The 25,190-nt window shown below is 46.1% G+C and carries 13 protein-coding genes; 1 reads left to right on the forward strand and 12 read right to left on the reverse strand.

The window, feature by feature from the left end:
* Nucleotides 1-4: 4 nt before the first annotated feature.
* The 5 genes from astB to AAC855_RS00940 form a co-directional block, all read right to left on the reverse strand.
* Nucleotides 5-1,348 (reverse strand): N-succinylarginine dihydrolase, encoded by a 1,344-nt coding sequence (gene astB, locus AAC855_RS00920; protein ID WP_340607779.1) that lies wholly within the window; start codon nucleotides 1,346-1,348, stop codon nucleotides 5-7.
* An 84-nt stretch (nucleotides 1,349-1,432) separates the two neighbouring features.
* Nucleotides 1,433-2,911, reverse strand: a complete 1,479-nt coding sequence (astD, locus tag AAC855_RS00925; RefSeq protein WP_340607780.1) for a succinylglutamate-semialdehyde dehydrogenase — start codon at nucleotides 2,909-2,911, stop codon at nucleotides 1,433-1,435.
* Nucleotides 2,908-3,954 (reverse strand): arginine N-succinyltransferase, encoded by a 1,047-nt coding sequence (astA, locus tag AAC855_RS00930; protein WP_340607781.1) that lies wholly within the window; start codon nucleotides 3,952-3,954, stop codon nucleotides 2,908-2,910. Before astA ends, astD begins: the two co-directional genes overlap by 4 nt.
* A gap of 22 nt (nucleotides 3,955-3,976) precedes the next feature.
* A complete protein-coding gene (locus tag AAC855_RS00935; RefSeq protein ID WP_340607782.1) occupies nucleotides 3,977-5,188 on the reverse strand; it encodes an aspartate aminotransferase family protein in 1,212 nt (403 codons plus the stop codon).
* Between the two features lie 830 nt (nucleotides 5,189-6,018).
* On the reverse strand, nucleotides 6,019-6,606 hold the full coding sequence (locus AAC855_RS00940) for a GNAT family N-acetyltransferase (RefSeq protein WP_340607783.1): 588 nt from the start codon (nucleotides 6,604-6,606) through the stop codon (nucleotides 6,019-6,021).
* A gap of 395 nt (nucleotides 6,607-7,001) precedes the next feature.
* Here AAC855_RS00940 and AAC855_RS00945 point away from each other — a divergent pair, with 395 nt between their 5' ends.
* Nucleotides 7,002-7,637, forward strand: a complete 636-nt coding sequence (locus AAC855_RS00945) for a hypothetical protein (RefSeq protein WP_340607784.1) — start codon at nucleotides 7,002-7,004, stop codon at nucleotides 7,635-7,637.
* An 11-nt stretch (nucleotides 7,638-7,648) separates the two neighbouring features.
* Here AAC855_RS00945 and AAC855_RS00950 read toward each other — a convergent pair whose 3' ends face one another.
* The 7 genes from AAC855_RS00950 to AAC855_RS00980 all read right to left on the reverse strand — a co-directional run bounded on the left by AAC855_RS00950 (nucleotide 7,649) and on the right by AAC855_RS00980 (nucleotide 25,182).
* The gene (locus tag AAC855_RS00950; RefSeq protein ID WP_340607785.1) at nucleotides 7,649-8,503 is read right to left on the reverse strand and encodes a DMT family transporter; all 855 of its coding nucleotides are present in this window, start codon (nucleotides 8,501-8,503) and stop codon (nucleotides 7,649-7,651) included.
* Between the two features lie 126 nt (nucleotides 8,504-8,629).
* A complete protein-coding gene (locus AAC855_RS00955) occupies nucleotides 8,630-9,775 on the reverse strand; it encodes a hypothetical protein (RefSeq protein ID WP_340607786.1) in 1,146 nt (381 codons plus the stop codon).
* A 186-nt stretch (nucleotides 9,776-9,961) separates the two neighbouring features.
* Complete coding sequence (locus tag AAC855_RS00960; RefSeq protein WP_340607787.1) at nucleotides 9,962-11,059, reverse strand: ABC transporter permease; 1,098 nt, start codon at nucleotides 11,057-11,059, stop codon at nucleotides 9,962-9,964.
* On the reverse strand, nucleotides 11,052-11,999 hold the full coding sequence (locus tag AAC855_RS00965; protein WP_340607788.1) for an ABC transporter ATP-binding protein: 948 nt from the start codon (nucleotides 11,997-11,999) through the stop codon (nucleotides 11,052-11,054). Before AAC855_RS00965 ends, AAC855_RS00960 begins: the two co-directional genes overlap by 8 nt.
* A gap of 10 nt (nucleotides 12,000-12,009) precedes the next feature.
* Nucleotides 12,010-13,581: a condensation domain-containing protein gene (locus AAC855_RS00970; RefSeq protein WP_340607789.1), complete on the reverse strand. Its 1,572-nt coding sequence runs from the start codon at nucleotides 13,579-13,581 to the stop codon at nucleotides 12,010-12,012.
* Nucleotides 13,578-18,410, reverse strand: a complete 4,833-nt coding sequence (locus AAC855_RS00975; RefSeq protein WP_340607790.1) for a type I polyketide synthase — start codon at nucleotides 18,408-18,410, stop codon at nucleotides 13,578-13,580. Before AAC855_RS00975 ends, AAC855_RS00970 begins: the two co-directional genes overlap by 4 nt.
* A gap of 37 nt (nucleotides 18,411-18,447) precedes the next feature.
* On the reverse strand, nucleotides 18,448-25,182 hold the full coding sequence (locus tag AAC855_RS00980; protein WP_340607791.1) for an amino acid adenylation domain-containing protein: 6,735 nt from the start codon (nucleotides 25,180-25,182) through the stop codon (nucleotides 18,448-18,450).
* Nucleotides 25,183-25,190 lie beyond the last annotated feature (8 nt).

Genomic DNA, 25,190 nt, shown 5'->3' on the forward strand with positions numbered 1-25,190 from the left:
CTGATTAGCGCTGAAATTCATAGATTGAACCGAGCCTGAGGATCTGGGTTAATTCATCCAGAGCGGAGCAGACTTCTGTCAGCAACTGTGGATCTGCCAGATCAGCGGTATATAAAGAATCTCGATAATGACGTTCAACCCAGTCGGTTAAGCTCAGATACAGATCGGGGGTCATAATCACTGCCGGATTAACCGCCGCCAGTTCTTTTTCTTTCATCGCCACCCGAAGACGCAGGCAGGCTGGCCCACCGCCATTACGCATACTTTCGCGCAAATCAAAGAAACGGAGTTGGCTGATAGGACTGTCACCCTTCGAAACCAGAGACTGTAAATAAGATGATACGTTGGTGTTCTGTCGGCACTCTTCCGGCAAGATCAACGCCATCCCACCCTCAGGCAGGCTTAATAACTGGCTGTTGAAAAGGTAAGAGCTGACTGCATCCTGCATGGATACCTTCGATGCAGGCACTTCAACAGGGATAAACTTTTGTCCGAGGCGCGCCAGCTTTTCCGCAATCTCAGCCAAGACTGACTGCTGATTTAAAAACGCTTGTTCATGATAAAAGAATACATTCCTGTTACTGACAGCAATGACATCGTTATGGAAAACGCCGCTATCAATGGCGATAGGATTCTGTTGAGCAAAAACCGTTTTTCTTTCATCCAGTTGATGTAAACGGGCAATTGCTTCACTCGCTTCCAGTGTCTGACGGGCGGGATAACGCTCTGGTACCGGGCCTTCCCGGAAAGCACTGCGGCCATATACAAATAGCTGTACACCCGCTTCGTCATATTCGCCGCAAAAACGGTTATGGTTTGCCGCACCCTCATCTCCCCAGTCAGCATGTTGAGGCAATGGTGCATGGTGCACAAAGTAATTCGGATCTGAAAAAACAGCTTTTAGCGCCCGGGATGTGGTCACACTTTCCAGTGAACGATGCAATTTGTTATTTAAGTTTGCCACCGTGAAGTGTACGCGTTGGTCAGCACTATCAGCAGAAGGCGATACCGTGGCTGCATTAGCTGTCCACATGGAAGAGGCTGAACTGAGATTGGACAACAGCAATGGTGAGTACTTTGCTGCTTTATTCAGCACCTGTGCATCATTTCCCGTAAACCCTAGCTGCCGTAAAGCAGATAAATCAGGCCGCTGTTGTGGAGGTAAAACCCCCTGCACTAATCCCATATCTGACAGTGCTTTCATCTTCGTTAACCCTTGTAAGGCTGCCTTACGAGGGTTGGATTTCTGCCCACGATGATTTATCGAGGCCTCATTGCCCATTGATAACCCGGCATAATGGTGGGTCATACCCACTAAACCATCAAAATTTGCTTCAATTCCCGACATAGTGACCTCTGTTCTCCCTGCTGTCCTTTGAAAACCAGCGGGTCTTTAAAAACCGGCTGGTCAGAAAAAAGCTAACTGAAAAAATTAAGAGCGGAAAAAATCAAGCCCGGGGACGAAGGTGTCTGGCAGAGACAGTTTTTCCGTCACCAAAGATGCCATTGGCCATGCACAATAATCAGCAGCATAGTAAGCACTGGGGCGATGATTACCTGATGCGCCAATCCCACCAAAAGGTGCTTTACTGGAAGCGCCGGTCAGTGGTTTGTTCCAGTTCACAATCCCGGCTCTTGCTTCTTCTTGTAACCGAAGGAAAAGGCTCTCATCAGGTGAAATCAACCCTGTCGCCAGACCGAAACGGGTATCATTGGCGATGGAAATCGCTTCCTCAAAGGTGCCATAACGCTGCAGGGTCAGCAGAGGGCCGAAATACTCTTCATCCGGAACCTGACTAACGCCTGTCAGTTCAATAATGCCGGGAGTCATAAAGGTTGAATGAGGATCCGGTTGTGTGAGTGTCAGCAGAGCAGTACCGCCCAGTGCCAACAACCCTGATTGAGCGTTCAGCAGACTTTCTGCCGCAGCCAAAGAAATGACACCGCCCATAAAAGGCTGAGGTTCGGCATCCCAACGGGACGGAACTATCTGACGAGCCGCTTCAGTCAAGCGTTGGATCAGGGCATCGCCCTTCTCACCCTGTTTTACCAACAACCGGCGGGCACAAGTACAACGCTGACCAGCGGAAATAAAAGCAGACTGAATAATGGTATAAACTGCCGCATCAAGATCATCATAATCATCGACAATCAGGGCATTATTTCCCCCCATCTCCAGTGCCAGCATTTTTTCCGGCTGACCAGCTAACAGACGGTGGAAATGAAAACCCGTTGTTGCACTGCCCGTAAACAGTACTCCGTCGATTTCCCGGCAATCCAGTAATGCACCACCGGTTTCCCTGCCCCCTTGAACGAGGTTTAATACTCCTGCGGGTAAGCCGGCTTTGATCCATAACTCTACGGTTTTTTCTGCCGTGATTGGCGTTAATTCACTTGGCTTAAAGATTAAGGTGTTACCGGCAATCAAAGCAGGAACAATATGGCCGTTAGGTAAATGACCGGGGAAATTATAAGGGCCAAAAACGGCCATCACGCCGTGAGGACGATGTTGTAATATTGCTTTTCCATCCGGCATGGCGGTTTCTGAATAACCTGTCCGTTGCTGCCATGCCTCAATGGAAATAGCAACTTTACCCATCATAGACTGAACTTCTGTCCGGGTTTCCCACAATGGTTTGCTGGTTTCTTCACTGATCACACGGGCAATTGTTTCTTTTTCCTGTGCCAGTAAATCAGCGAATGCCTGAACGATGGCAATACGTTTTTCAACTGCCAGCTTTGCCCATTCTGAAAATGCCCTGCGTGCTGCCAGACCAGCCTCTTCCACTTGCTTAACAGAAGCACTGTGTGCCTGCCACAGGATTTGCTGATCAATGGGCGAATGTTTAACTACCTGTACACCCTGCCCGGTTACCCACTTACCATCAATGTAATTTGCCTGATCACTCATTGTGAAGTTTCCTCGGAAAAAAGAGCAGCACAGCGAACTAAATTCCCTTCCTCTACCTGAAGTGCTTCCATTTCTGCACCCGTCAGGTGCAGTTCATCACTATCAATAGCGTCAGAGATATTCAGCAGCAACGCTTTAAAATCCTGAAAATGTAGATTAGAAACAATGCATAGCCTGCCATCACTCTGTCTGGAGACATTTTCGCTTCTTTTCACAGACACCAGCCGGCTGGCTTTTACGGTTCGCACATCATCGATCTCAGCCTGCAAAATAGCGCCGGCATCGAAAATATCGACCATACCGTGGTAGGAAAAACCTTCTTTTTCCAGAATGGCGCGGGCCGGAACGGTATTCTCATGTACCTGCCCGATAGCCCGCTGTGCCTCTACCGGCAACAAAGGCACATAAATCGGATGGAACGGCATGAGTTCAGCAATAAATGTTTTGGCGCCAATGCCTGTCAGATAATCAGCCTGAGCAAACGGGACATTAAAAAAGTGTTGCCCCAGTGCATTCCAGAATGGTGATTCACCCTGTTCATTAACGACTCCGCGCATTTCCGCAAAAATAGTTTTCGGAAAAAGATGGCGAAACGCTGAAACAAATAAAAAGCGGCTTCTGGAGAGGAAAATACCATTGCGCCCCCCATGATAAGCGGGGTCAAGGAACAAGGTGCACAACTCACTGTATCCGGTATGATCCTGCCCTACAATCAAGGTCTCAAACGAATTGTAAATTCCTAATTCACGGGATGAGCGCACCGATTTCTGAACACGGTAATTGTAGAAAGGCTCCTCCAGCCCAACCGCAACCTCCAGCGCACTCACCCCAACAACACGATGCTTTTCCGTGTCTTCCAGAGTAAACAAGAATCCCTGTTGTGAACGCTCGCGCCCATCGTGAAATGAATCAATACTGCGTGAAATCCGTGCTGCCAAGTACTCCTGATTATTCGGCAACGACGTCAAACCCACGCCAGCGCGAGACGAGAGATCGAGGATATCCCCCAAATCTTTATGTTGAACGGATCTAAATAGCATCATGATATCACCTCAAAAACTGCGTTTATTCCTGAACAAATCGCTTGAGGGCATTTTCAAGCCGGGCAAAACCGTCGTTGATATCCTGTTGTTCAATATTTAATGCCGGTGCGAAACGCAGTACATTCGGCCCTGCAATCAGAGCGATTAACCCTTCTTCCGCAGCAATATTGGTTAATGTTTTCGCTTTACCCTGATATTTGCCCGCCAACTCTGCGCCCAGCAGCAAACCCTTACCACGTATTTCACCAAACACTTGGTAACGCTGGTTCAAATCTGTCATATGCCGGATGAATTCCTGATGGCGCTCCTGCACACCGGCCAGAAACGCCTTCTGGTTCACGATACTCAGCACTTTATGGGCAACGGCGCTTGCCAGTGGGTTACCACCAAATGTGGTGCCATGTGAACCCGGCTGGAATACTTCTGCAACATGCTGTTTAACCAGCATCGCACCGATTGGGAAACCACCACCCAACCCTTTAGCACTCGTCAGTACATCCGGCTCAATGCCTGTTTCTTCATAGGCATACAGATAACCCGTGCGGCCAATTCCGGTCTGTATTTCGTCATAAATCAGCAATGCCTGATATTGATCACACAGTTCTCTCAAAGCCTTCAGAAAATCTGGCGTTGCAGGGATAACACCACCTTCGCCAATAATGGGTTCAACAATGACGGCACAAGTTTTGTCAGAAATATGCGCTTTAATGGCTTCAATATCGTTATAAGGGAGATGAGTAATTTGTTGTGGAAGAGGAGCAAAATCTTGTGAATATTTAGGTTGCCCACCCACTGTCACTGTAAATAATGTTCTTCCGTGAAAAGAGTTTTCAAATGAGATAATTTCGTTTTTATGGCTGCCATGTTTATCTAAAGCATATTTTCTGGCAATTTTCAGCGCAGCCTCATTAGCTTCGGCACCGGAATTACAGAAAAAAACCTTATCAGAAAAGGTATTCTCAACTAAATCTTTTGCCAGTTTTAAGACCGGTTCATTGGTGTAACCATTACCAATATGCCAAAGGTTTTCCATTTGACTGCGTAATGTTTCTTTTAATTCATTATTAGCATGACCTAATGCGTTAACAGCAATACCTCCAGCAAAATCAACGTATTCTTTTTCATTCTGATCCCATACTCTGGAGCCTTCGGCTCTGACAGGAATAAATGGCGCTGGAGCGAAACAAGGAACCATATACTGTTCAAACCAATTTCTTTGAATTTCTTTCGTCATTTGTTTTACCTCGAATAATTAACAAGAAAGGTGGTAATAGGCGTGTATTTAAAGAGTCTTTAAAATTAATGAATCTACTCGTATTTTTCATTAATTATTTCTATTAATTTTTAGTTTTATTCATTCATCGAATCAATGCTTTTCTGAAACTTAAAATTAATCTTTCAACACCTTTCATTGCAGCCCTGATTAACAATTAATCGCATCATCTCTTTGATTTTTAACAAAGTCAACACAACATAATCACAATGAATTTACTTTTTTGATGTTTTTCACAATTTATAAAAATGATTTTTTATTCAGTTTATGCATAAACATTGCATAAAAAATAAATAAAAGGAGGTATAAAATTAGGCAGGGCGAAAAAACGCCGTCTTTTGCTCGATAATTATTCATTAATTGAAGGCGCATTTTACAATCAGGTGTATTAAAAAATATTTGCAAATACGAATTTTTACAAAAAAATAAATATTATCATTTGAAATCAATAAATTAAATAAATTAAATCTCAGATATTATCATGACTATTCAGATAAACTGACCTGATGATAGTTCAACAACTTTCGGTTACATGGCTGATTTTTCAGTTAATCAACTAAATAAAAGAAATGTGCTTTTGCAGAGAGCTGAAACAGAAAAAAGTGCAGAAGAATATTAATACTTCTGCACTGAGTCGAGTCATTACTATACACAATGAATTTCAAGATGCGTCGCGGCGGCAAGGGAGTAAGTCCCCGGGAGCATAGATAACCGTATGTTTATAAAAACGGTGACCGGGGCGAGCGAGCGCAGCCAACAAAGAGGCAACTTGAAAGACGAAGTGTATATATCTACTGCCTGAGCATTGCGTACATCATGGGGCCATTGAAAGGAAGCGGATATTCTGCTGTGACTTCAAACCCCAGCCGCTCATAAATTCTGACGTTTTTTTCATCCGATGTTTCAAGAAACACAGGAAACCCTTCACGCTCAGCTCTCTTCAGCCCAGGCTCAATAACTGCGCGACTCAGTCCCTTTCCCTGAAAGTCAGGATCTACGGCGACGGCCCCCAAAAACCAGCACGGAAAATCCGGGCGTTCTTTCGCCATAATGGCTTCAGATGCCTGCATGATGTTTGCTCTTTCCCCTGCGATCTTTTCAAATTCGACAGACAGCGGAACAAAAACAGACGCGGCATCTTCAATACCGGGAGCCGTCCATATAGATACAGCCGTTCCATCATCAGTAGCCCACACATGCCCTACTGCCATACCGACTTTTCGAAGAAAGGCCTCCAGATAACGCTGTACTCTCTGTTGGTGACCATTCTCAGCCAGAAAATGCCGCATCAAAGAATAACCATCAAAAGCACGTGTCAGTGTTTGTATGCAACGTGTTAATTGTATTTCTGATATTTCTTTAGACTCACAGACGATCATGTTTTTTGCTCCTTTATCCTATTAATACCCAATTAATCTTGGCATATATTCAGTTCAGAATGGCAAAATGCATATTTTAACTACGATAAAAGTACTCAACAAACCATCATGCATCAATTAGAGATATTTATCAAACTCACGCAATAATAATGCAATAAAATTGAAAGCATGTCTCATTAAGAGTGATTTATTTAAAATAACATTATAGATATTCATAAAAAAACAGATTGGTTTAACGCCAGTTTATATGTCCAAAGTAATATATAACTTAACTCGGTTTATTTCTTGCGGGACACATATTTCCGACTATATATTAATATTCAACATGTTAATTTATTGTCTTTTAGTTTTCCTGTGTATGTAGCCTAAAACCCCTTAAATATCAGGTAAAAAAAATGCAGCAAACAAAATTATCTATCTGGCGTTATTTAAGATCACGGGATGTGATGCTCAACATGATTATACCGATTATTCTGTATCATGTTGCATTCAATATAGGCGGTGCTGGTACTGCCTTGCTACTGACCACAATATATTCAGTTATTCTCAAAATTATCAGCAAAACACAAAGTACTTGGGTAGTGATCGCTCTGTTGTTAGTATCAGGGCTAAGCCATTATCTTTATATACACGGATATACCCTGTTTGATAAAAAACTGGAGGAAATTTTCCGTCCAATCAGCAGTGCGGTATCATTGGTTGCCGTTTTCTGTTTTTATTCATTAATAGGACGACCGGCTGCAAAAACAATGGCAGAGCAAGCCATGCCGGGATTAAAGACTATCTCGGTTTATGGCAAGCCCATCTATAACAAAGTATGGCACGAGGTTTCCATCGCTTGGATTTTGGTCTACCTGTCAAAAGCGATCGGAATTTATCTTCTTGCAAATCGAGCCGGATTTCCCATTGATACAATGATCACTTTTTGCGGAACACCACTGACCATACTGATGATCCTATTCAGTTTCTATTGGCCCAGATATCGCTGGCGCTCATATCGTAAGAAACAGGAACACAATAAATCAGAGTAACAATATTCCTATTACTTTTTTTCACGGAAAACAAAAGCCAAACCAGTGATTATCGCCACCATTCCAATCATACTTAACGTGGAAAGTGCATTACCTAAAAATAAATAATCCATTAATGCGGTAACACACGGCACAAGATAAAACAGGCTAGTGACATTAACTAAATTGCCGACTTTAATGAGCCGATAAAGTAATAACTGTGCTACTACAGAAATAACTAGCCCAAGCCATAAAACAGAGACAATAAAACCCGTGGTGAATTCAATATGAAAAGGTTTAAAAGGAACAAATAATAAGCATGCTATTAAACTTACACCATATTGCAAAGGCAGCACTTCTGACGGTGACTGATGAATTTTCTTCTGAAAAATAGCGCCTAAACTCATACAACCTAATGCTGACAAGGCAAAAAACGTACCTAGAAAAGAAAAGTTAGTCATCACCAGCCCTTGGAAAACAACGAATATCAACCCCATTAAAGACAAGAACAACCCCAGTAAACGGCGGGCAGAAAAATGTTTTTCTATCACCAACAGGGTAATAATAGGCTGAATTCCCATGACTGTAGCTAAAATTCCGGGGGTGATGCCATGCTCTAATGCAAGAAAATAAAAAATAGAATATCCGGCAATCATCAATAATCCTGTACCCGCAACTTTTCCGATAGTTCCTGACGCCGGTAAGTAATGCTTTCTGAACACACTGAGTAACAAAAGGCATAGAAAAGCGATGACAAAACGTACAGTCAAAATGGCAAAAGAAGAGCTATAATCCAGCCCCCAACGAGAAAAGATAGCGCCACTGCTCCACAATAAGACAAAAAGAGAAGTTGAACCGTAGGTTCTCCAAATATTTTTGGAGTTCATATCAAACACACCTATTATCCTGTCTGAAAGACTAATAGTTAGCATTTAATTAAGCATTTGTCATCAACCTTCAGATATTAATTCAGTTGCGTGCATTCATATCTTTTTCACCCTGTAACCTTCTGGCTAAAACCGTTTTTCAATATAATCGACAACCGTATCACTCGCATTATTTTCAAAGATATCCTGATAAAAATGAGTATTCACTTTCTCTTTTGAGAGAAACTGGTCAATCATCTCCAGAGCACGCTTTCTTTCTATCGGGCGATTAATAAATAAATCGGTGCATTTATCAATTAACGCTAACCCCTCTCTCTCTGATAAGTAGGCAGGGATCTCAGGGTATCCATATTCCGGCTGCCATAAAAAACCATATTCAGGGGGATAATAATGTTGAAGATATATTTCTAACTGCAATTGCTGGCTATAATTTTGTGGTGGTAAGAAAAAAACATCTTTATTAAGCGCAACACATTCATAAAATGTGGTAAGCCCCGCATTAGATAAGACTTTACGGGCCCGCCGTAATTTTTGCAGAAAATCATGTCTTGAAAAACAATCAACATGGATATGGGGGTGTGTTTCAGTGAGTCTATCTTTCAGATTACCAATTGTTTTTCCACCACCTGCAATCGTAATATTTGTTTCATTTTGCAGATTGGGAATAGAGAGTAATTCCTGAAGAAAATGGGAGTAAAAATCTGTTGTCTCTTTGTAAACCGTATCAATACCACCAAGGGTAATTAATACACCATCTAATGGATGATCATCCATTAGGCCCTGTTGCAAAGAATCAGAAAGAATGGGGGGTATAACTTGATAATCACCAAGTTTATCCCGGAATTTGGCAATATTCTGTTCTATTCCATGAAAGTTCTGAATGAACGTTTTTTCGGTTTGGTGTAGATCAACGTGGAGATCACGCCACATCCAGAATAGTGTATCGATATAGACAATAGGTGTCCCCAGTTGCGAAACAAAATTGATCGACCCGAGATTAGTATTGTTAATGTAAAGACTGGCTCCTGAAATCAGCTCAGAATAACGTGAAAGCTCGGTAACAGAAGTTGTATCACACTCATAAATAATATCAAATAAATGAGATTTTTCACCTAATTGAGAAGAGGTAAGTGTGCCTAATAAGATGAGCTTAGTCCCTGATATCAATTTATTTCGATGCTTTAATTGCTCCACAATATTTAATGTGGTAGATATCGGGCCAAAACAGAATGGTTCTGCGTCAAAAATAATATACGGAATGTTATTTAACATATTATCATCTCATAATATAATATTTCCACTTCCTATATCAGATTGCTTTCCATATAAAAAACACAAAAAATTAATCAGGTTAGGTTTTATTTAACATTATCCTTTCGGTTTTATTTATTATATTAATCAGTAGAATGTTTCCATGATCTATTTTTTCAAGTGGCTGCCAAAGCAGCCACTGACAGATTAATACCAGCGAAAAATTCGCATTCCTAATATAAAAGTCATGATACCGATAATAATCAGTGCAATAGAGGCAGGAACAACCTGTAATAATTCCCCGCCTTCAATAAATACTTTGCGCATATTATCAGCCAGAATGGTTAATGGCAAATACTCAACAATATTAACCATCCATTGTGGAAAATGTTTGTAGCTGAAAAAGATCCCCGATAACAAAACCTGTATCAGAATCGAAACTTCCAGTAAGCCATTTGCGGTCTGAGCCTTACGTGCCCGGGATGCCACCAGCACTGCCACACCAGAAAAACAGATATTCCCGGCAAAGAGTAAAAGCAGGAAGGCGTAAAATGAACCCTGTATTTCTATATCAAAGTAGATCTTAGCAAACTGATAAATAATCAGTATCTCAACGAAGTTGATGATAAGACAGGCCAGAATATGTGCCATCAGAAATGTGGTCTTACGCATTGGCGTGATGCACATCTGACGAGTGACCCGCGCGAGGCGTTTTTCTGCCAATGCCCAGCCGACAGCAATTAAACACGTTTCCATTATTGCCATCGCCAGTAACCCGGGTATCAGAAAATCCAGATAACGCAATCCCGGTGTTTCCAGAATGAAAAGATTTTTATCTGTCTGTCTTCCCTCTTGCTGATTGAGCAAATAATAAGTCAGCAGGGCATCACCATCCTGTGGATCAAGGTAATGAATCTGTTTTCCCTGTGCATTCTGTTCAATAAACATCTGAATATCACCCCGTTTCAACCCGAGAATCACCGCCTCACGGTCAGGATAATATTTAATGTGATATTTGACCTTCACCAGATTATTCCGTTTGATTTCATCCTGATTGATAATGCCGGAAATGGTGTGCTCATGCTCGGTAAACTGCTCTCCCCATTGTTGGATCTTCTGTTGTTCCGTAATTTCTGTTGGCAGGACAATGCCGATATACCTTTCAGGAATATCCTGTGATGAGAACGAAAGCCCTAATAGCCAGACCAGCAAAAGCGGAAAACCAAATGACCAGAACAGAATTTCCGGTTCACGGATATATTGCCTGAATTGTGTTTTCATCAGGTTGATCAGCGCACTATTCATGGAAGCGTCTCCCTGCCAGTGTCATGAACAAATCATCCAGTGTTTTCTTTCTGATCACCAGTTCATTGATATCGGTATCGGCTTTTTTAGCATATTCAAAAAGCTCAGCCACAAAGCTGGCTGAATCGTCAATTATCATACGGATCCTGTTTTTTGATTCATCGTATTCATAACTTAATACCCGATTATGCCGGCTCAGGGCTTGCAAACGTTCAGGAGACCGGGTTGTCAGCTCAATCAGATCGCCGTTACAGTATTTTTTCAGTAATTCATTCATGCCACCCTGCGCAATAATTTCCCCTTGATTCATGATACAAATACGATCACATAAATACTCCGCTTCTTCCATATAATGCGTTGTCAGCAGCATTGTTGATTTTTTTTCCCGGTTGAGTTTGCGCAGAATGTCCCATGTATCATGCCGGAAACGCGGATCAAGCCCTGTTGTCGGCTCATCCAGTATCAGGATTTCCGGCTCATTCATGATGGCAACGCCCAAAGCCAGCCGCTGGCGCTGACCGCCTGATAACCCTTCCACATAAGTCCGGTGTTTTTCGGTTAATTCAACCAGTTCCATTACTTCCTGTACCCGATTACGTGAACAACCGTAGAAACTACCGAACAGCGTAAGCACTTCTTTTACTCTGAGTTTGTTGATAAATAACGTTTCTTGTAAGACTCCGCTGAGACGACGGCGCAGATAAGGAGCATCGTGCTGCCATGTTTTTCCCAATACCCTAACTGAGCCTGAATCTGCTTTTTTTAGTCCTTCCAGTATTTCAACCAAAGTCGTTTTTCCCGCACCATTCGGGCCGAGCAGACCAATAAACTCACCACGATAAACGTCCAGAGAAATGCCTTTCAGCGCCTGATAATCTTTGTAATGTTTCCTGACCTGCTTAAACTCAATCACTTTCTCTTCTTGTTTCTGAATAGCCATTCTCTGTATCTCATTCAGTGATAAGTTGGGCGAGAGAAGATAGTTTTTCCTTCAGCAATTCGGTAAAACGCGCCATTCCTGCCTGATTAAAGCAGCAGCAGTTAATTTGCATGATGGGTTTATTATCTTCAGAAAGTGTGACGTAAATATTGATAGAGTCATTTTCCCATTGGGTGGAAATAGCCTGACCGGGCAGCGCCTGATGTTCCCGATGTTCACTTTTCCAGTAGCTGCTCAGGCGTAATCCCTCCGGCCTGTTACCCGTCGGCGCAGATTTGAATGCATCCTGTAATATATTAATGTTAATCGTCGGTTGTGAAATTTCTACGCCACGCTTGGCCCGGCGGATAATGGATTGCGGTGGTCTGGGTTCCATAAACAAAAAGTCAGCCAGAAAATGCGGATAGAGCCGGGCACGCCGGAATACCTTGCTGTAAAGCCAGCTACCTGCACGGATTGCCAGAGAGTAAATACCGGGGCTGCTATGCCAGCGTTGTTCAGCCAGCACACCAACCGGCAAACTCCACGGGCATTCCATGTGGTCATAGGCCGATAAAATTTTTTCTCTGACCTGTTCCAACAAAGCCATTGTCGTGGCCTCATTTTTTCCTGTTCTATCCTTTAGGCTATTCAGATTGACAGGCACCGGCATAACACGCAGTGTGGGTGCCATCAATGTTTCACTTCCGGGTTGTTCCCGGCCCTCCAGCACTGAATTCAGCGAGAAACGGGGTTGCCCTGTCATTGCATAAACCACCTCAGCAACCAGTGTCAGAAAAACCATCTGCAAGGTTGCTTTTTGCTGTTTAGCCAGTGTATCCAGCCAGTCATAGCTATTTTCAGGAAATGGCAGGTAAAACTCATGATCGGTAAGAGTATTCCGGTTGAGATAGCAAGCAGGAAAACGCGCATAAGGATATCCCTTCAAATGCTGCCGCCAGAAAGCCAAATCTTGCTGACCATGTTGATGATGGGTTTCCCGCTCATAACAGACCCATTCATCAATTTGCATTTGATCAGATAAATTTAACTGGCATTTTTTTCCGTGGCAGCCCTGTTGATAAAGCCGCCAGAGCTGTTGCTCAAACAGGTGTATAGCGCCTCCATCTGCCACAATGTGAGGAAAACATAAAAACAATACATGTTTTGACTCCGCCAACCGGAAAATCTGTGCTCTCAAATGGGGTGGAGATTTAAGATTAAATGGCGTTTGCAGGAATTTTTGGCTATTTTCAACCACCCGCTGTTCCTGCGTATCGGCATCATAAGCTGATAAATCCAGCAGGGGTAGATCAAACTCCCGCATCCGGCAAAGTCGCTGCAGGGGGGCGTAATCCAGTATTTCCGTGCGCAGGGAAATATGCGACTGGATTAGCGTATTGATAGCCTGTTCCAGCACCGCTATCCGCAGTTCTCCTTCAATCAGAATACCAACCTGATTGTTAGCGGTATCCCCCAGTGCAGTGGATACAAACCAGAAACAGTGCTGGGCATAGCCCAACGGGAACCAGTTTCCCTTTTTGTTATTCCCGGTGCGGTACAAGTCGCGGGCTGCCTTGCCTCTTTGCATCTTGGCTATCATCGCCTTTCCTCCGAACGGCCTGTCACGTTGTCCGGCTGCGCCTTGTTACGCAGATTGACCTGCTCAGCCAATTGTTCAATGGTGGAGTGCTCGTAAATAAACCCGACAGGAAATACCACCTGTAGCCGCTGTTTAATTTTTGCGATGATCTGAACAGCCATCAGTGAGTGACCATTCAATTCGAAGAAATCATCAAACACCCCCAATGGGCCTATCCCCATTTTTTCCTGCCAGATATCGGCAATAATTTCTTCCGTCTGATTGCGGGGAGGCTGATAAGCGACACTTAATACCGGGCGGGGATACAGGTTCTGCTCGCCCGTATTTGCCGTATTTCGATCCGGTTCCGCTGGGGTATTGTTTTCCGTAGCGTGGTCGGTATCCGGTAATGGTAAACCGCGGGTAGAAATCGCATAAACACTGTCCCCATGTGACAGTAATAATTCCAGCAACTGGCAACCTTCTTCTGGCAGAATACCGTGCCTGATACTTTCTTGTTCTTCATGATCCTGATACCACTGACGCAGGCTATCCACAGCCATGCCGACTTCACGCCATGCATCCCAGCCAATAGCAAGATAGCGGGTCGTTTTTTTCCTGCCTGAATGTGGCTTATTGACACGTTTCTCAGCCAAAACATCTTGATGGCGTGATAACGCGTAAGCATCTTCAAAAGCATTAGCTGCACAATAAGCAACCTGCCCGATGGTGCCTATGTGGGCTGCCAGTGATGAACTTAAAACGAAAAAATCCAGTGGCCGGCGTTTAAACCAGTTATCCAGAACCTGTGTCCCCAGTACTTTTGACTGGAATACCTGAAGTGAATCTTCGAATCTGCGATTCTGAATCAGCCCGCCATCGGCAATACCCGCACAATGAAAGATGCCGTGGATCTGCCCATATTGGATAACAACGTCGGTCAACGCTTTGTTGATTTTTGAGGCATCCGCCAGATCGGCAGAAATCACTGAAACAGAAGCTCCCATCTGCTTTAACTGTTGTAACAAACGGATATGGCGTGAGCGTTTATTGTCGGCATCATGATTTTCCAGCCAGTCTGACCATTCATTGCTGGGCGGTAATTCACTGCGGCTGATGAAAATCAAATGGGATTGATAATGCTTAGCCAGATAGAGTGCTATTGTGGCACCAATACCGCCAAATCCGCCCGTAATCAGGTAATTTCCCCCATGTCTTAATAACGGGGACGCCGTCGCGGGTAAGACTGCGGTTTCAGTCAACGGAACATAACGATGCCTTCCGCGAAGCGCGACAATATTATCCTGATTACCCTGTTCTTCCGGTTGTTTGAGGATCTCTGTCAGTAATGCTGATATTACGGCATCGGACGGCCTAGGATTAAGTAAAGGCAGTGACCAGCGAGCAGGCAGGGCAATATCAATACTCCTGCACTGCACCTGCTCAAACTCTTTTGGAATGACACGACATGGGCCAATCAGCAGCGCTTTAGCCGGATCGTTTCTGTCCTGTTCTGTAATCGAATGCAACCGGTTGGAGAGGATATTTATTTTCAGTGAAACCGTTTCCAGTTGATTCGCTGATCCCATTTCATCTGTTGCTAAGCGGTCTACCGCAAATTGCCGGGCGATATGCAACAGGGATTCATAATGGGTAAAGGCCGTGTTTAATGCAATGGAAGCTGAACGCGTTATTGACCAGGCATGAATGATGTTAGTGACCTTCACTTTCCGGCGGTTAAATAAATCCGCCAATGCCTGATAATCTGCGCTATTCTGCGGATTGATGATGACCTGACGTGTGTTTGTCTCCGCTTTAAAACGCCCGCCCTGTATCACCTGCCAGACTTCACCACCCAGTTGTGTCAGTTCAGCCGTCAACTGTTTGCCTACTCCTGAACGATCCATAAAAATCAGGAAAACCTGCCCATTTAACCGGGTATCATCTGACACGGGGATGGTCATCTGTTTCCAGCGGATCTGATGGCTCCACTGCTCCAGTGGCAATCGCCCTCTGTCCGAAGCCGCCTGTCTGGTGTGAGAAGCTATGTTATGTGAGGTATCACTAAACCATGCGTCCAGACTGTAACGCTGACGCTGGAATGTATATCCGGGCAGAGGAAGGCGGTGGCGTTTCTGTGGCTGATAAAATGCAGACCAATCGACAGATACTCCCTGTTGCCATAGCTGTCCCAATAGATTCAGTAAATGCTGCCTGTCCGGAATAGTTTGTTTGATACCTCGGGTACTGCTGAACACCCGCTGATGTGCCGATGAACCTGTAAGCTGTATTTTTGCCAGTCCGGTCAGCGCACTGCCCGGCCCGATTTCCAGTAAAACCGGCGCTTTTGAGGGTAAAACTTTTTGTGATTGGGATTGCTGTATATGAGATTGCTGTAAATGAGAGGCTGAAGTGACTTCCTGTTGAGACAATAAGCAGGCCACTCCCTGACTGAATGCAACCGGTTCACGCAATTGGTGTACCCAGTAATCCGGCGACATAGCCTGTTCAGCGGTGATCCATGTTCCCGTTACACAGGAAATAAAGGGCAATTCTGGCGCTGATAGTGTTATGCCATCAAACGCCTGCCTGAACGGCTCCAGACACGCATCCATCATCGCACTGTGAAAGGCGTGGGAAGTGTGCAACATGCCGGATTCGATATTATCCTCCGCCAGACGCGCTTCGAGCATCAATATGGCTTCTGTTTCACCGGATACCACACAAAGCTCAGGCGCATTATAAGCAGCCAGTGTAACGCCCTCAGTGAGATATCCCTGTAATGTTCTTTCATTAAGTTCTACCGCCAGCATTTTTCCGGCAGGCATCTGATTCATTAAGTTAGCCCGCCTGATCACAATTTTCACTGCACCTTCCAGAGTGAACACACCCGCAATACAAGCGGCAACATATTCTCCGATACTGTGACCAATGCAAGCCGTAGGGCGTATCCCCCACGCCATCAGCAACTGACTCAATGCATATTCGATAACAAACAGAGCTGGCTGGGTATAACGAGTCTGATATAACGCCGGAGTTTTATTCGCTTCAGTCGTATCGAAGATTAACGAACGGATATCGCGCCCCAGCAAAGGCAGCATCATCTCCGCACATGTATCCACTGCGGCCCTGAATATTGGCTCCTGATCGTAATACCCCTTCATCATGCCGGGATACTGTGCCCCCTGCCCGCTGAACATAAAAATGACAGATGAGGAAACGGTACGTAACGTATTTTCCTGTGCTGGCCGGGATAAATAATTATCCAGTGCCGCTATTGCGCTGATGTGATCATGGCATACCAGACTGTGCCGATACTCCATTTCATGACGGCCGATATGCAGGGTATAAGCAATATCAGCTAATGGCAGTCGGGGAGATTTTTCTAGCCAATCGCGGAAATTAAGTAACTTTGCCTGTAATGCTTGCGGCGATTTGGCTGAAAAAGAGAGCAACTGCTGCGGGTGAGCCGGGCCTGACGGGAAAGTGTAGGGAGCTTCCTGCAAAATCATATGGGCATTGGTTCCGCCTATACCAAAGGAACTGACACCCGCCCGGCGTACGCCTTCACACTGCCACGCTTCACCTTTTGTCGGTATATAGAATCTTGAACCGGTCAGATTAATTTCAGGATTGAGGCGGGAAAAGTTAACTGCCGGTGGCAGATAACGGTGCGTCATCATCTGGGCAACTTTCATGACTCCCGTCACGCCTGCGGCTGAGTCTACGTGGCCCAGATTCGCTTTTACAGAAGCCACCGCACAGCGCGGCTGCGCCGTTTCAGGCTGACCATAAGCATTGAGCAGGGCTTTCATTTCCATCGGATCGCCCAGATGAGTGGCGGTACCATGCGCCTCGATATAACTGATACTTTCTGGTGTCACATCCGCTGCCAGCAATGCGCGTTGAAGAACCGCAGTCTGACCTGTTACCGAAGGCGCAGTGAAACCGATTTTCTCTGACCCATCGTTATTTACCGCAGAACCTTTAATCATCGCATAAATATGGTCGCCACTGTCCAGTGCATCCTGTAACCGTTTCAGCACCACAACACCAACGCCATCACCGCTCAGAGTACCGGATGCCTCAGCATCGAAAGTACGACAATGACCGTCATGGGAAAGAATGCCACTGCCCTCGAAGTGATAGCCACTGTGAGATGGGAAACCAACATGAACACCGCCACCCAGTGCGATATCACATTCTCCGGCTAATAAAGACTGGCAGGCGTAGTGTAGCGCCACCATTGAACTGGAGCAGGCAGAACCGATAGTGAAACTCGGCCCCCGCAGATTGAGCTTGTAGGATACCCGCGTCGAAAGCAGATCGTTGTTATTGCCAAATAGCAGCATATCCGATAAATACGGCCCTTCGGCTGTGTGATGATTCAAGAGATAATTCATAAAATAGCTGCTGCTGGAGCTGCTGGCATACACGCCGATTGGCCCTGAGAACTTTTCCGCTGTATAACCGGCATTTTCCAACGCCAGCCATGACGTTTCCAGAAACAAACGCTGCTGTGGATCTAGAGCCTGTGCTTCCCGCGGAGAATAACCAAAAAATTCAGCATCAAAATCTTCAGGATGCTCCAGCACCGAAACATTGCGGATAAAATCGGCCCGGGAACGGGCCTCCACTGATATTCCTGCGGCATCCAGTTCGGCATCACTCAATGACCTGACAGACTCAACACCTGCCGCGATATTCTGCCAGAATTGTTCAACATCACCCGCGCCGGAAAATTGTCCCGCCATGCCGATAATCGCGATTTCAAAACCGTGCATTTCCAAATCAGACATTGATTCCATTGCCTGTTCTCTCTGAACGTTATTAACATCGGTGTTATTCATGATCCGTTATTCCTCATTCCCGCTATTCATCTTCCGGCTATCTTTTCTGCTGCATTTTTTTCTGCATTTCAGCCAAGCGCTGACGGCCATCAGTGATGTTGTTCAGGCTGGTTTCTTTAGCTCCCTGTGCTCTATTCATGACGGCCGAAATTCCTCCGTGTTCACTCTGTCCATGCCCTCCGTTGATAAAGCGGGCAAGCTGGTGAATGGTGGAGTAATTCAGCAAATCAATAATGGAGAGCCGGGTATGACCCAGCGCATGCAGTTTCAGATGAACACGGGCCAGCAGCAGGGAATCGCCTCCCAAATCGAAGAAGTTTTGATTACAGCCGGGAGATTCCATATCCAACACTTCGGCCCAGACCTGCTGAATGGCAAGCACGACAGGATCGGTCAAGACATGCGGTTTTTCTTCAGCGATAGCGGGAGCCGTCTCCGCTAACGGGGAAGCGTTACTCAGTTCATGATAAGCAGCCTGTTGTGGGATATCCTGCGGCAATCGGGCAATATCAAGTTTGCCGTTCGCATTCAATGGCAGAGAAGAGAGCGCCTGAAAATAGGCGGGGATCATGTAACGTGGCAGCCTTTCCGCCAGATAATTACGCAGCTCCATCGTGTTCAGCGCCTGCCCGACATGCAGAACGATATAAGCCATAATCCGTTTACCCCGGTTTTCCTCAATCACCCGAACCGCTGCACGTTCTACATCCGGGTGTTTGCACAGAACGGCTTCAATTTCTCCGGTTTCTACCCGATAGCCTCTGATCTTGTTTTGGTCATCAATACGCCCGAGGTATTCAATGTTGCCATCAGGCAGAAAACGCCCGCGATCACCGGTCTTATACAGCCGGGCTGAGCGAGATTTATCGAATGGGTTTTCAATAAACAGGGTTTGGTAGATGCTTTCCTGATTAAGGTAAGCCATCGCCAGACCCTCACCGCCAACGTACAACTCACCCGCAGTACCAACAGGAACAGGGTGGAGGAAGCTATCAAGGATATAAACCTGATTGCCCTCATTCGGCCTGCCGATGGGTACACTATGGCCTTCTGTCCCCCGATAACGATAGCTGGTGGTAAACGTGGTGTTTTCCGTTGGGCCATAACCGTTGATCAGGGTCAGTTCAGGATAACGTTCTTTAAGGCGGGCGGCATGCCATGATGACATCGCCTCACCACCGGAAACCAATTGTTTTACGGGGTGCAATATCTGGGGGCGTTCATCAACAATCAGATTCAGCAAGGACGCGGTCAGGAACAGGCTTTCTATCTGCGATTCCTGAATGATTTTTTCCAGCAGAAGGACAGAAACAACACCTTGCGGGAAGATGACGATTGAACCGCCATTCAGTAATGGTCCCCATATTTCCCATGTTGATGCATCAAAACTGACGGAAGCCAGTTGCAGATAACGCTTGAAAGCGCGGAAATCAACATAGCTGACATTTTTAACCAGACGAATAATGCCTTTTTGTCCGATCAGAACCCCTTTCGGTTTACCGGTAGAGCCAGAGGTGTACATGATATAAGCAGGCAGCCCACACTGATGCTCTGCGTGAGAATTCAGGTCATCCGGCAGATCAGTCACCGGCATTTGTGCCAGAGCAGGCTGCTCTTCATCCAGCCATAAAACAGGCGGAAGATCTGGCATAGTGGCAGGCAGCCACCGATCTGTTACCCGCCGATCTATGATTAACAAATCACACCGGGCATCTTCTATCTGCTCTATCAGGCGGATATCCGGATCGTCAGTATTGAGTGGCAGGTAAACCGCGCCGAGTTTTACCAGTGCCAGCATCGAAACGATCAATTCAACACTGCGCCCCAGTAATAGCGCCACATACTGCCCTTGTTTCACCCCTTTTTGCGCCAGCAGATGTGCTAACTGATTGGACTGTTGGTGTAGCTCCAGATAACTGAGCCGCCGCTCACCGAATTCAACCGCGAGCACAGATGGCGTTTTAGCCGCCTGTTCAGCAAACAACCCGGCCAGTGTTTCCGGCCCCTGATAGCCTGCGGCTCCCTGATTGAAATGTTCCAGTTTCCGTTGCTGTCCCATTGGCAGGAAATGATCGGCGCAATGCAATGCCTGTGGTTCTGCCACCATCGCCGTAAATACCGCGATATAGCATTCCGCCATATTTGATACCAATTCACGGCTGATTTTATTTTCGTCATAATCAAGTTGGATGGAAATTTGATCACTGGCCAGTGCCGAAGAGAGCGTGAGATGCTGAAAATGGACATCCAGTGTAAAATGGGTGCCTTCGTAAACATCCTGCGTATGCAGCCTGTCCACCACTTCCAGCCCTACTTCCGGTGCCATCTGGTCGTAAACATGGAAATCAATATAGTTAAACAGCACTTCATCCAGTAACGGCTGCTGACCGAACTGGCGCTGAATTTCTGCCAATGGATAGCGACGGTGCGGAATGGCTTCAATTTCGTTAGCAAAGACCTGCCGGATTAGCTCGTTCCAGGAAACGGATGTCAGAATTTGACGGAATGGGAGAATATTAAGGAACAGACCATACAGATGCTCTCCTCCCTGCGCTTCCGGGCGTCCGTTCGCGCTGATCCCGGTAAGAATGTCATTTTCTCCGCTGAAAATACTGATAACCTTGACGTGCCCTGCCAGCAGGACGCTTTTCAGCGGTACGCCAAGTTGCAGCATCAGATGACGTAATCCCTGATAAACAGCACTATCCAGCGTCAGGGAAACCGCTTTCAGTTTCGGGCTGGTTGCAGGGGGATGAGCACTCTGAATACCCTCTGTATGCTGTTTACGGGGCAATTCAAGGATGGTGCAATCATCCAGCTTCTGTGCCCAGTAATTTTTTTGTTGCTCATCAGCAACGGCAGTCCGTTCCAACGCAATAAAATCACGATATTCCAGCGATTTTTTATCCGGTGCCTGCCAGTTTGCCTGCCCTGTCAGCGTAGCATAGCGGTTGAAGACTTCCACAATCATGGTGTTATAACTCCAGCCATCAAAGACCGGGTGACATTCGGTCATCGTAAACTGGAAGGAGTTATCAGTACGCAGTTGAATGAAGAAACGCAGCAGGGTCGGATTCAGCAGATCAAACGGATTTACCCGTTCAGCTTCCAGCAAGGCTTTTGCCCGCACATCCTGCTCTTGTTCCGACAAATGACGTAAGTCTTCTACAACAATCGGTAATTCAGCAAAGGCATAGACTAATTGCAACGGTTCACTGTAATTTTCCATATCGAACGCGGTGCGTAGTACATCATGAGCCGCCACGGTCTGGGCAGTTGCTTCCCTGAATGCCTGCTCATTAAACGCCCCGTTAATACGCAGATGAGAGGTTCCGGTACAATGATATACGTTGGCATCCGGGGACATATTCATATGATAGAACATACCCGCCTGCATCCGGCTGAGTGGGTAGGCATCCACGATTTTTTGCGATTGTTCCTGTGCTTTTGCCTGTAAATGCAAGCGATCTTTTTCTGATATCAGGCTGAATGGTGCAATACTCTGCGCTGACAGTTGATGCTCTTTGCGGCGTTCATCAATCAGGGTTGCCAATTCTGCCACGGTCTGGTGCTGGAACAGATCCGCCAGCGTCAGCAACCAGCCTTGCTCCTGTGCTTTGCCCGTCAGTTGGACACCACGCAGGGAATCGCCCCCCAGCGCAAAAAAGTTATCATGGATACCAATCCGCGATACCGGCAATGTATCCCGCCATAACTTCAGCAATTCACGTTCGGTTTCATTGCGAGCTTCCCGATATTCACTGGCGAGTTGCGGGCGTACCTGTTGTGGTGCGGGCAGGGCTTTGCGATCAATTTTGCCATTACTGGTCAGTGGCAGGACATCAAGGAAAATAAAGGCTGATGGCAGCATGTAATCCGGCAGAGTACGCTTCAACTCAGCCCTGAGCATATCGACAGACAAGGCTTCAGCCGAACCTGTTCCTGTCGGCACAATATACGCCACCAGATGGGAAGTATGCTCACCGTCGTTCTGGTAAGCCATCACGACCACCTGTTCTATTTCGTCAATGCGTTTCAGGGCTGTTTCAATCTCGCCCAGCTCAATACGGAAGCCCCGGATTTTGACCTGATGGTCGGCACGTCCGAGATATTCCAATGCACCATCCCGCCGCAAACGTGCTAAATCTCCGCTCCGGTATAACCGCTGTCCTGCTTCTGCCTGCGGGAAAAACTGCCGTTTGTCGACAAAACGCTGGGCCGTCAGTTCAGGCCGGTTCAAATAGCCCCGAGCTACACCGGCGCCACCAACGTATATCTCTCCTACGGCTCCCAGCGGGGACAATCTACCCTGTCCATCCAGTAAAAAAATCTCCAGATCGTCCAGCGCTTCACCAATCGGGCTTTTTCCCCCCTGCAAGGCATCCGCCTGTCTGATCCTGCGATAAGTCACATGCACTGTCGTTTCAGTGATGCCATACATGTTGATGATTTCAGGCTGCTCATCGCCATGCTTTTTAAACCAGCCCAACAAATTAGCCGGCTCCAGCGCTTCTCCTCCCAGAATCACATAACGCAGTGACAGGGATGAAGTTATGCCGTTTTCATGCTCTTTATTCAATTGTTCATCAGCCGCCATAAATAGCTGGAAAGCAGAAGGCGTCTGGTTCAGTACGGTCACTTTTTCCTGCTGTACCCACTGATAAAAATGGCCCGGTGTCCGGCTGGTCCAATAAGGCACAATGCTCAGACGCCCGCCGTGCAGTAATGCCCCCCAGATTTCCCATACCGAGAAATCAAACGCGCAGGAGTGAAAGAGTGTCCAGACATCATTTTCGCTAAAGGTAAAATGACGTTGACTGGCACTGAATAACCGCATGACATTAGCGTGTGGTATTTCCACACCTTTCGGTACTCCGGTCGAGCCGGAGGTATAAATCACATAAGCCAGTGCATCAGGCTGACAGGCCATATCAGGGTTATCCTGCGGCATAGTCTGAATAAAGGTTTTTTCAGTCTCTATGCAGAGATAATCCACTTTTTCATGGTCAAACAGAGTGCGGTATACGGGAGTACCGATAATCAGTTGAATACCCGCATCTTCAACGTAGAAACGAACCCGTTCCGGTGCATGGCTGCCATCGATAGGTACATAAGCCAGCCCTGCTTTTAATACTGCCAGAATAGCAACCAGCATCTCCTCATCACGTTCCAGACAAAGGCCGATCAATGGTGTCAATTCTGTCGTTCCCTCCCTTTGCTGCCTGATTTTCAAAATATAGTGTGCCAGCTGATTGGCCCGCTGATTAAGCTGTTCGTAAGTGAGTGTCTTGCCATTGTCAGTACTCAGAGCAATGGCCTGCGGACGACGCATGACCTGTTGCTCAAATGCCTGATGTAAGGTGTGTGTCACCGGATGCGTGTTCAGACTGCGCGGCCATTCTTGCAGTAACCACTGTTTTTCCGCTTCATTGATACATTGATATTCAGTCAGCGCTGCATGGGCGTTTCTGGCTATTTCCTGCAACAGAAAGCAGAAATTAGCCTCAATCTGTTTAATCGTTGCTTCATCAAACAGGTCAGTGCTGTATTCAAATGTGCCCTGCAATTGTTCTCTGCCGTCTGGCTGTGAGTTTTTTTCCATCGAGAGCGTCAGATCGAATTTGGCGTAATCCCCCGTAACCGTGAATGGCGTGGTTTTGATGCCGTCTAACTGCCATCCGGCAGAGTCTGAGCTATCAAAGGCAAACATGACCTGAAACAGCGGGGCATAACTCAGATCCCGTCTGGGGTTAATCGCTTCCACCAATTGCTCAAAACTCACCTGCTGGTGGGACAAGCCATCAAGTACAGTATGAAAAACCTGTGTCTGTAATTCAGTGAAATTAGCACGAGGATCCAGCTCAATCCGGTAAACCAGTGTATTGACAAAAAATCCGACAATGCCTTCCAGCTCCAGTTGCCCACGTCCGGAGACCGGCGAACCAACAACCAGATCAGTCTGACCGCTGTAGCGGTAAAGCAGCAGGTAAAATGCACTCAATAACGTGGAGAACAGGGTTTTATTTTGCTGACGTGCCTGCTGATCCAGTGCTTGTGTCAGTTCAGGCGATAATGCGAAACAGTGCGTTTTACCGCGCAGGCTCAGACGGCTGGGGCGTGGATAATCAAAAGGCAGTGCGATAGGCTCAATACCGGACAGTTTTTCTTTCCACCATACCAATGACTCCGCCGATTCAGGATTTTCATGCTGCTCGTGCTGCCATTCTGAATAATCAATGTACTGTATGGGTAACTCCGGCAATTCGGGGAATCTGCCCTGTCGCCGTGCGTTATAACATGTTGTCAGTTCACGGCTGATAATACCGGCAGACCAGCCATCTGAAATAATATGGTGCAGCACCATCACCAGATAGTGGCGCTCTTCTCCGTGTTCGGTTCCACACTGATACAGAGTAAAACGCAATAACGGGGCCTGTTGTAAATCAAACGGTTGCTGGCTGTCCTGCTGCAAACGCTGCTTTTGCTTTTCTTCACTCAGCATAGACAGATCAACCGTAACCAACGGTAACGATACGGATTCATGGCAGCACTGGTAAAGTGAGCCATTCTGATACACAAAACCGGTGCGAAAAGACTCGTGCCTTTCCACCATGTCGCTGATAGCCTGCGTAAGTGCCGGTATGTCCAAATGTCCCTCAAGCACCAGCGCAGTTGTGATGTGATAAATGGCGGATTTTTGTTCGAGTTGTTCATGCAACCATAAACGTTTTTGCGCAAGGGATGCTTTAAACTGAAATGTATTTTCCTGCATAAAACCTC

The organism is Xenorhabdus bharatensis (assembly GCF_037996705.1).
GTDB lineage: Bacteria > Pseudomonadota > Gammaproteobacteria > Enterobacterales > Enterobacteriaceae > Xenorhabdus > Xenorhabdus bharatensis.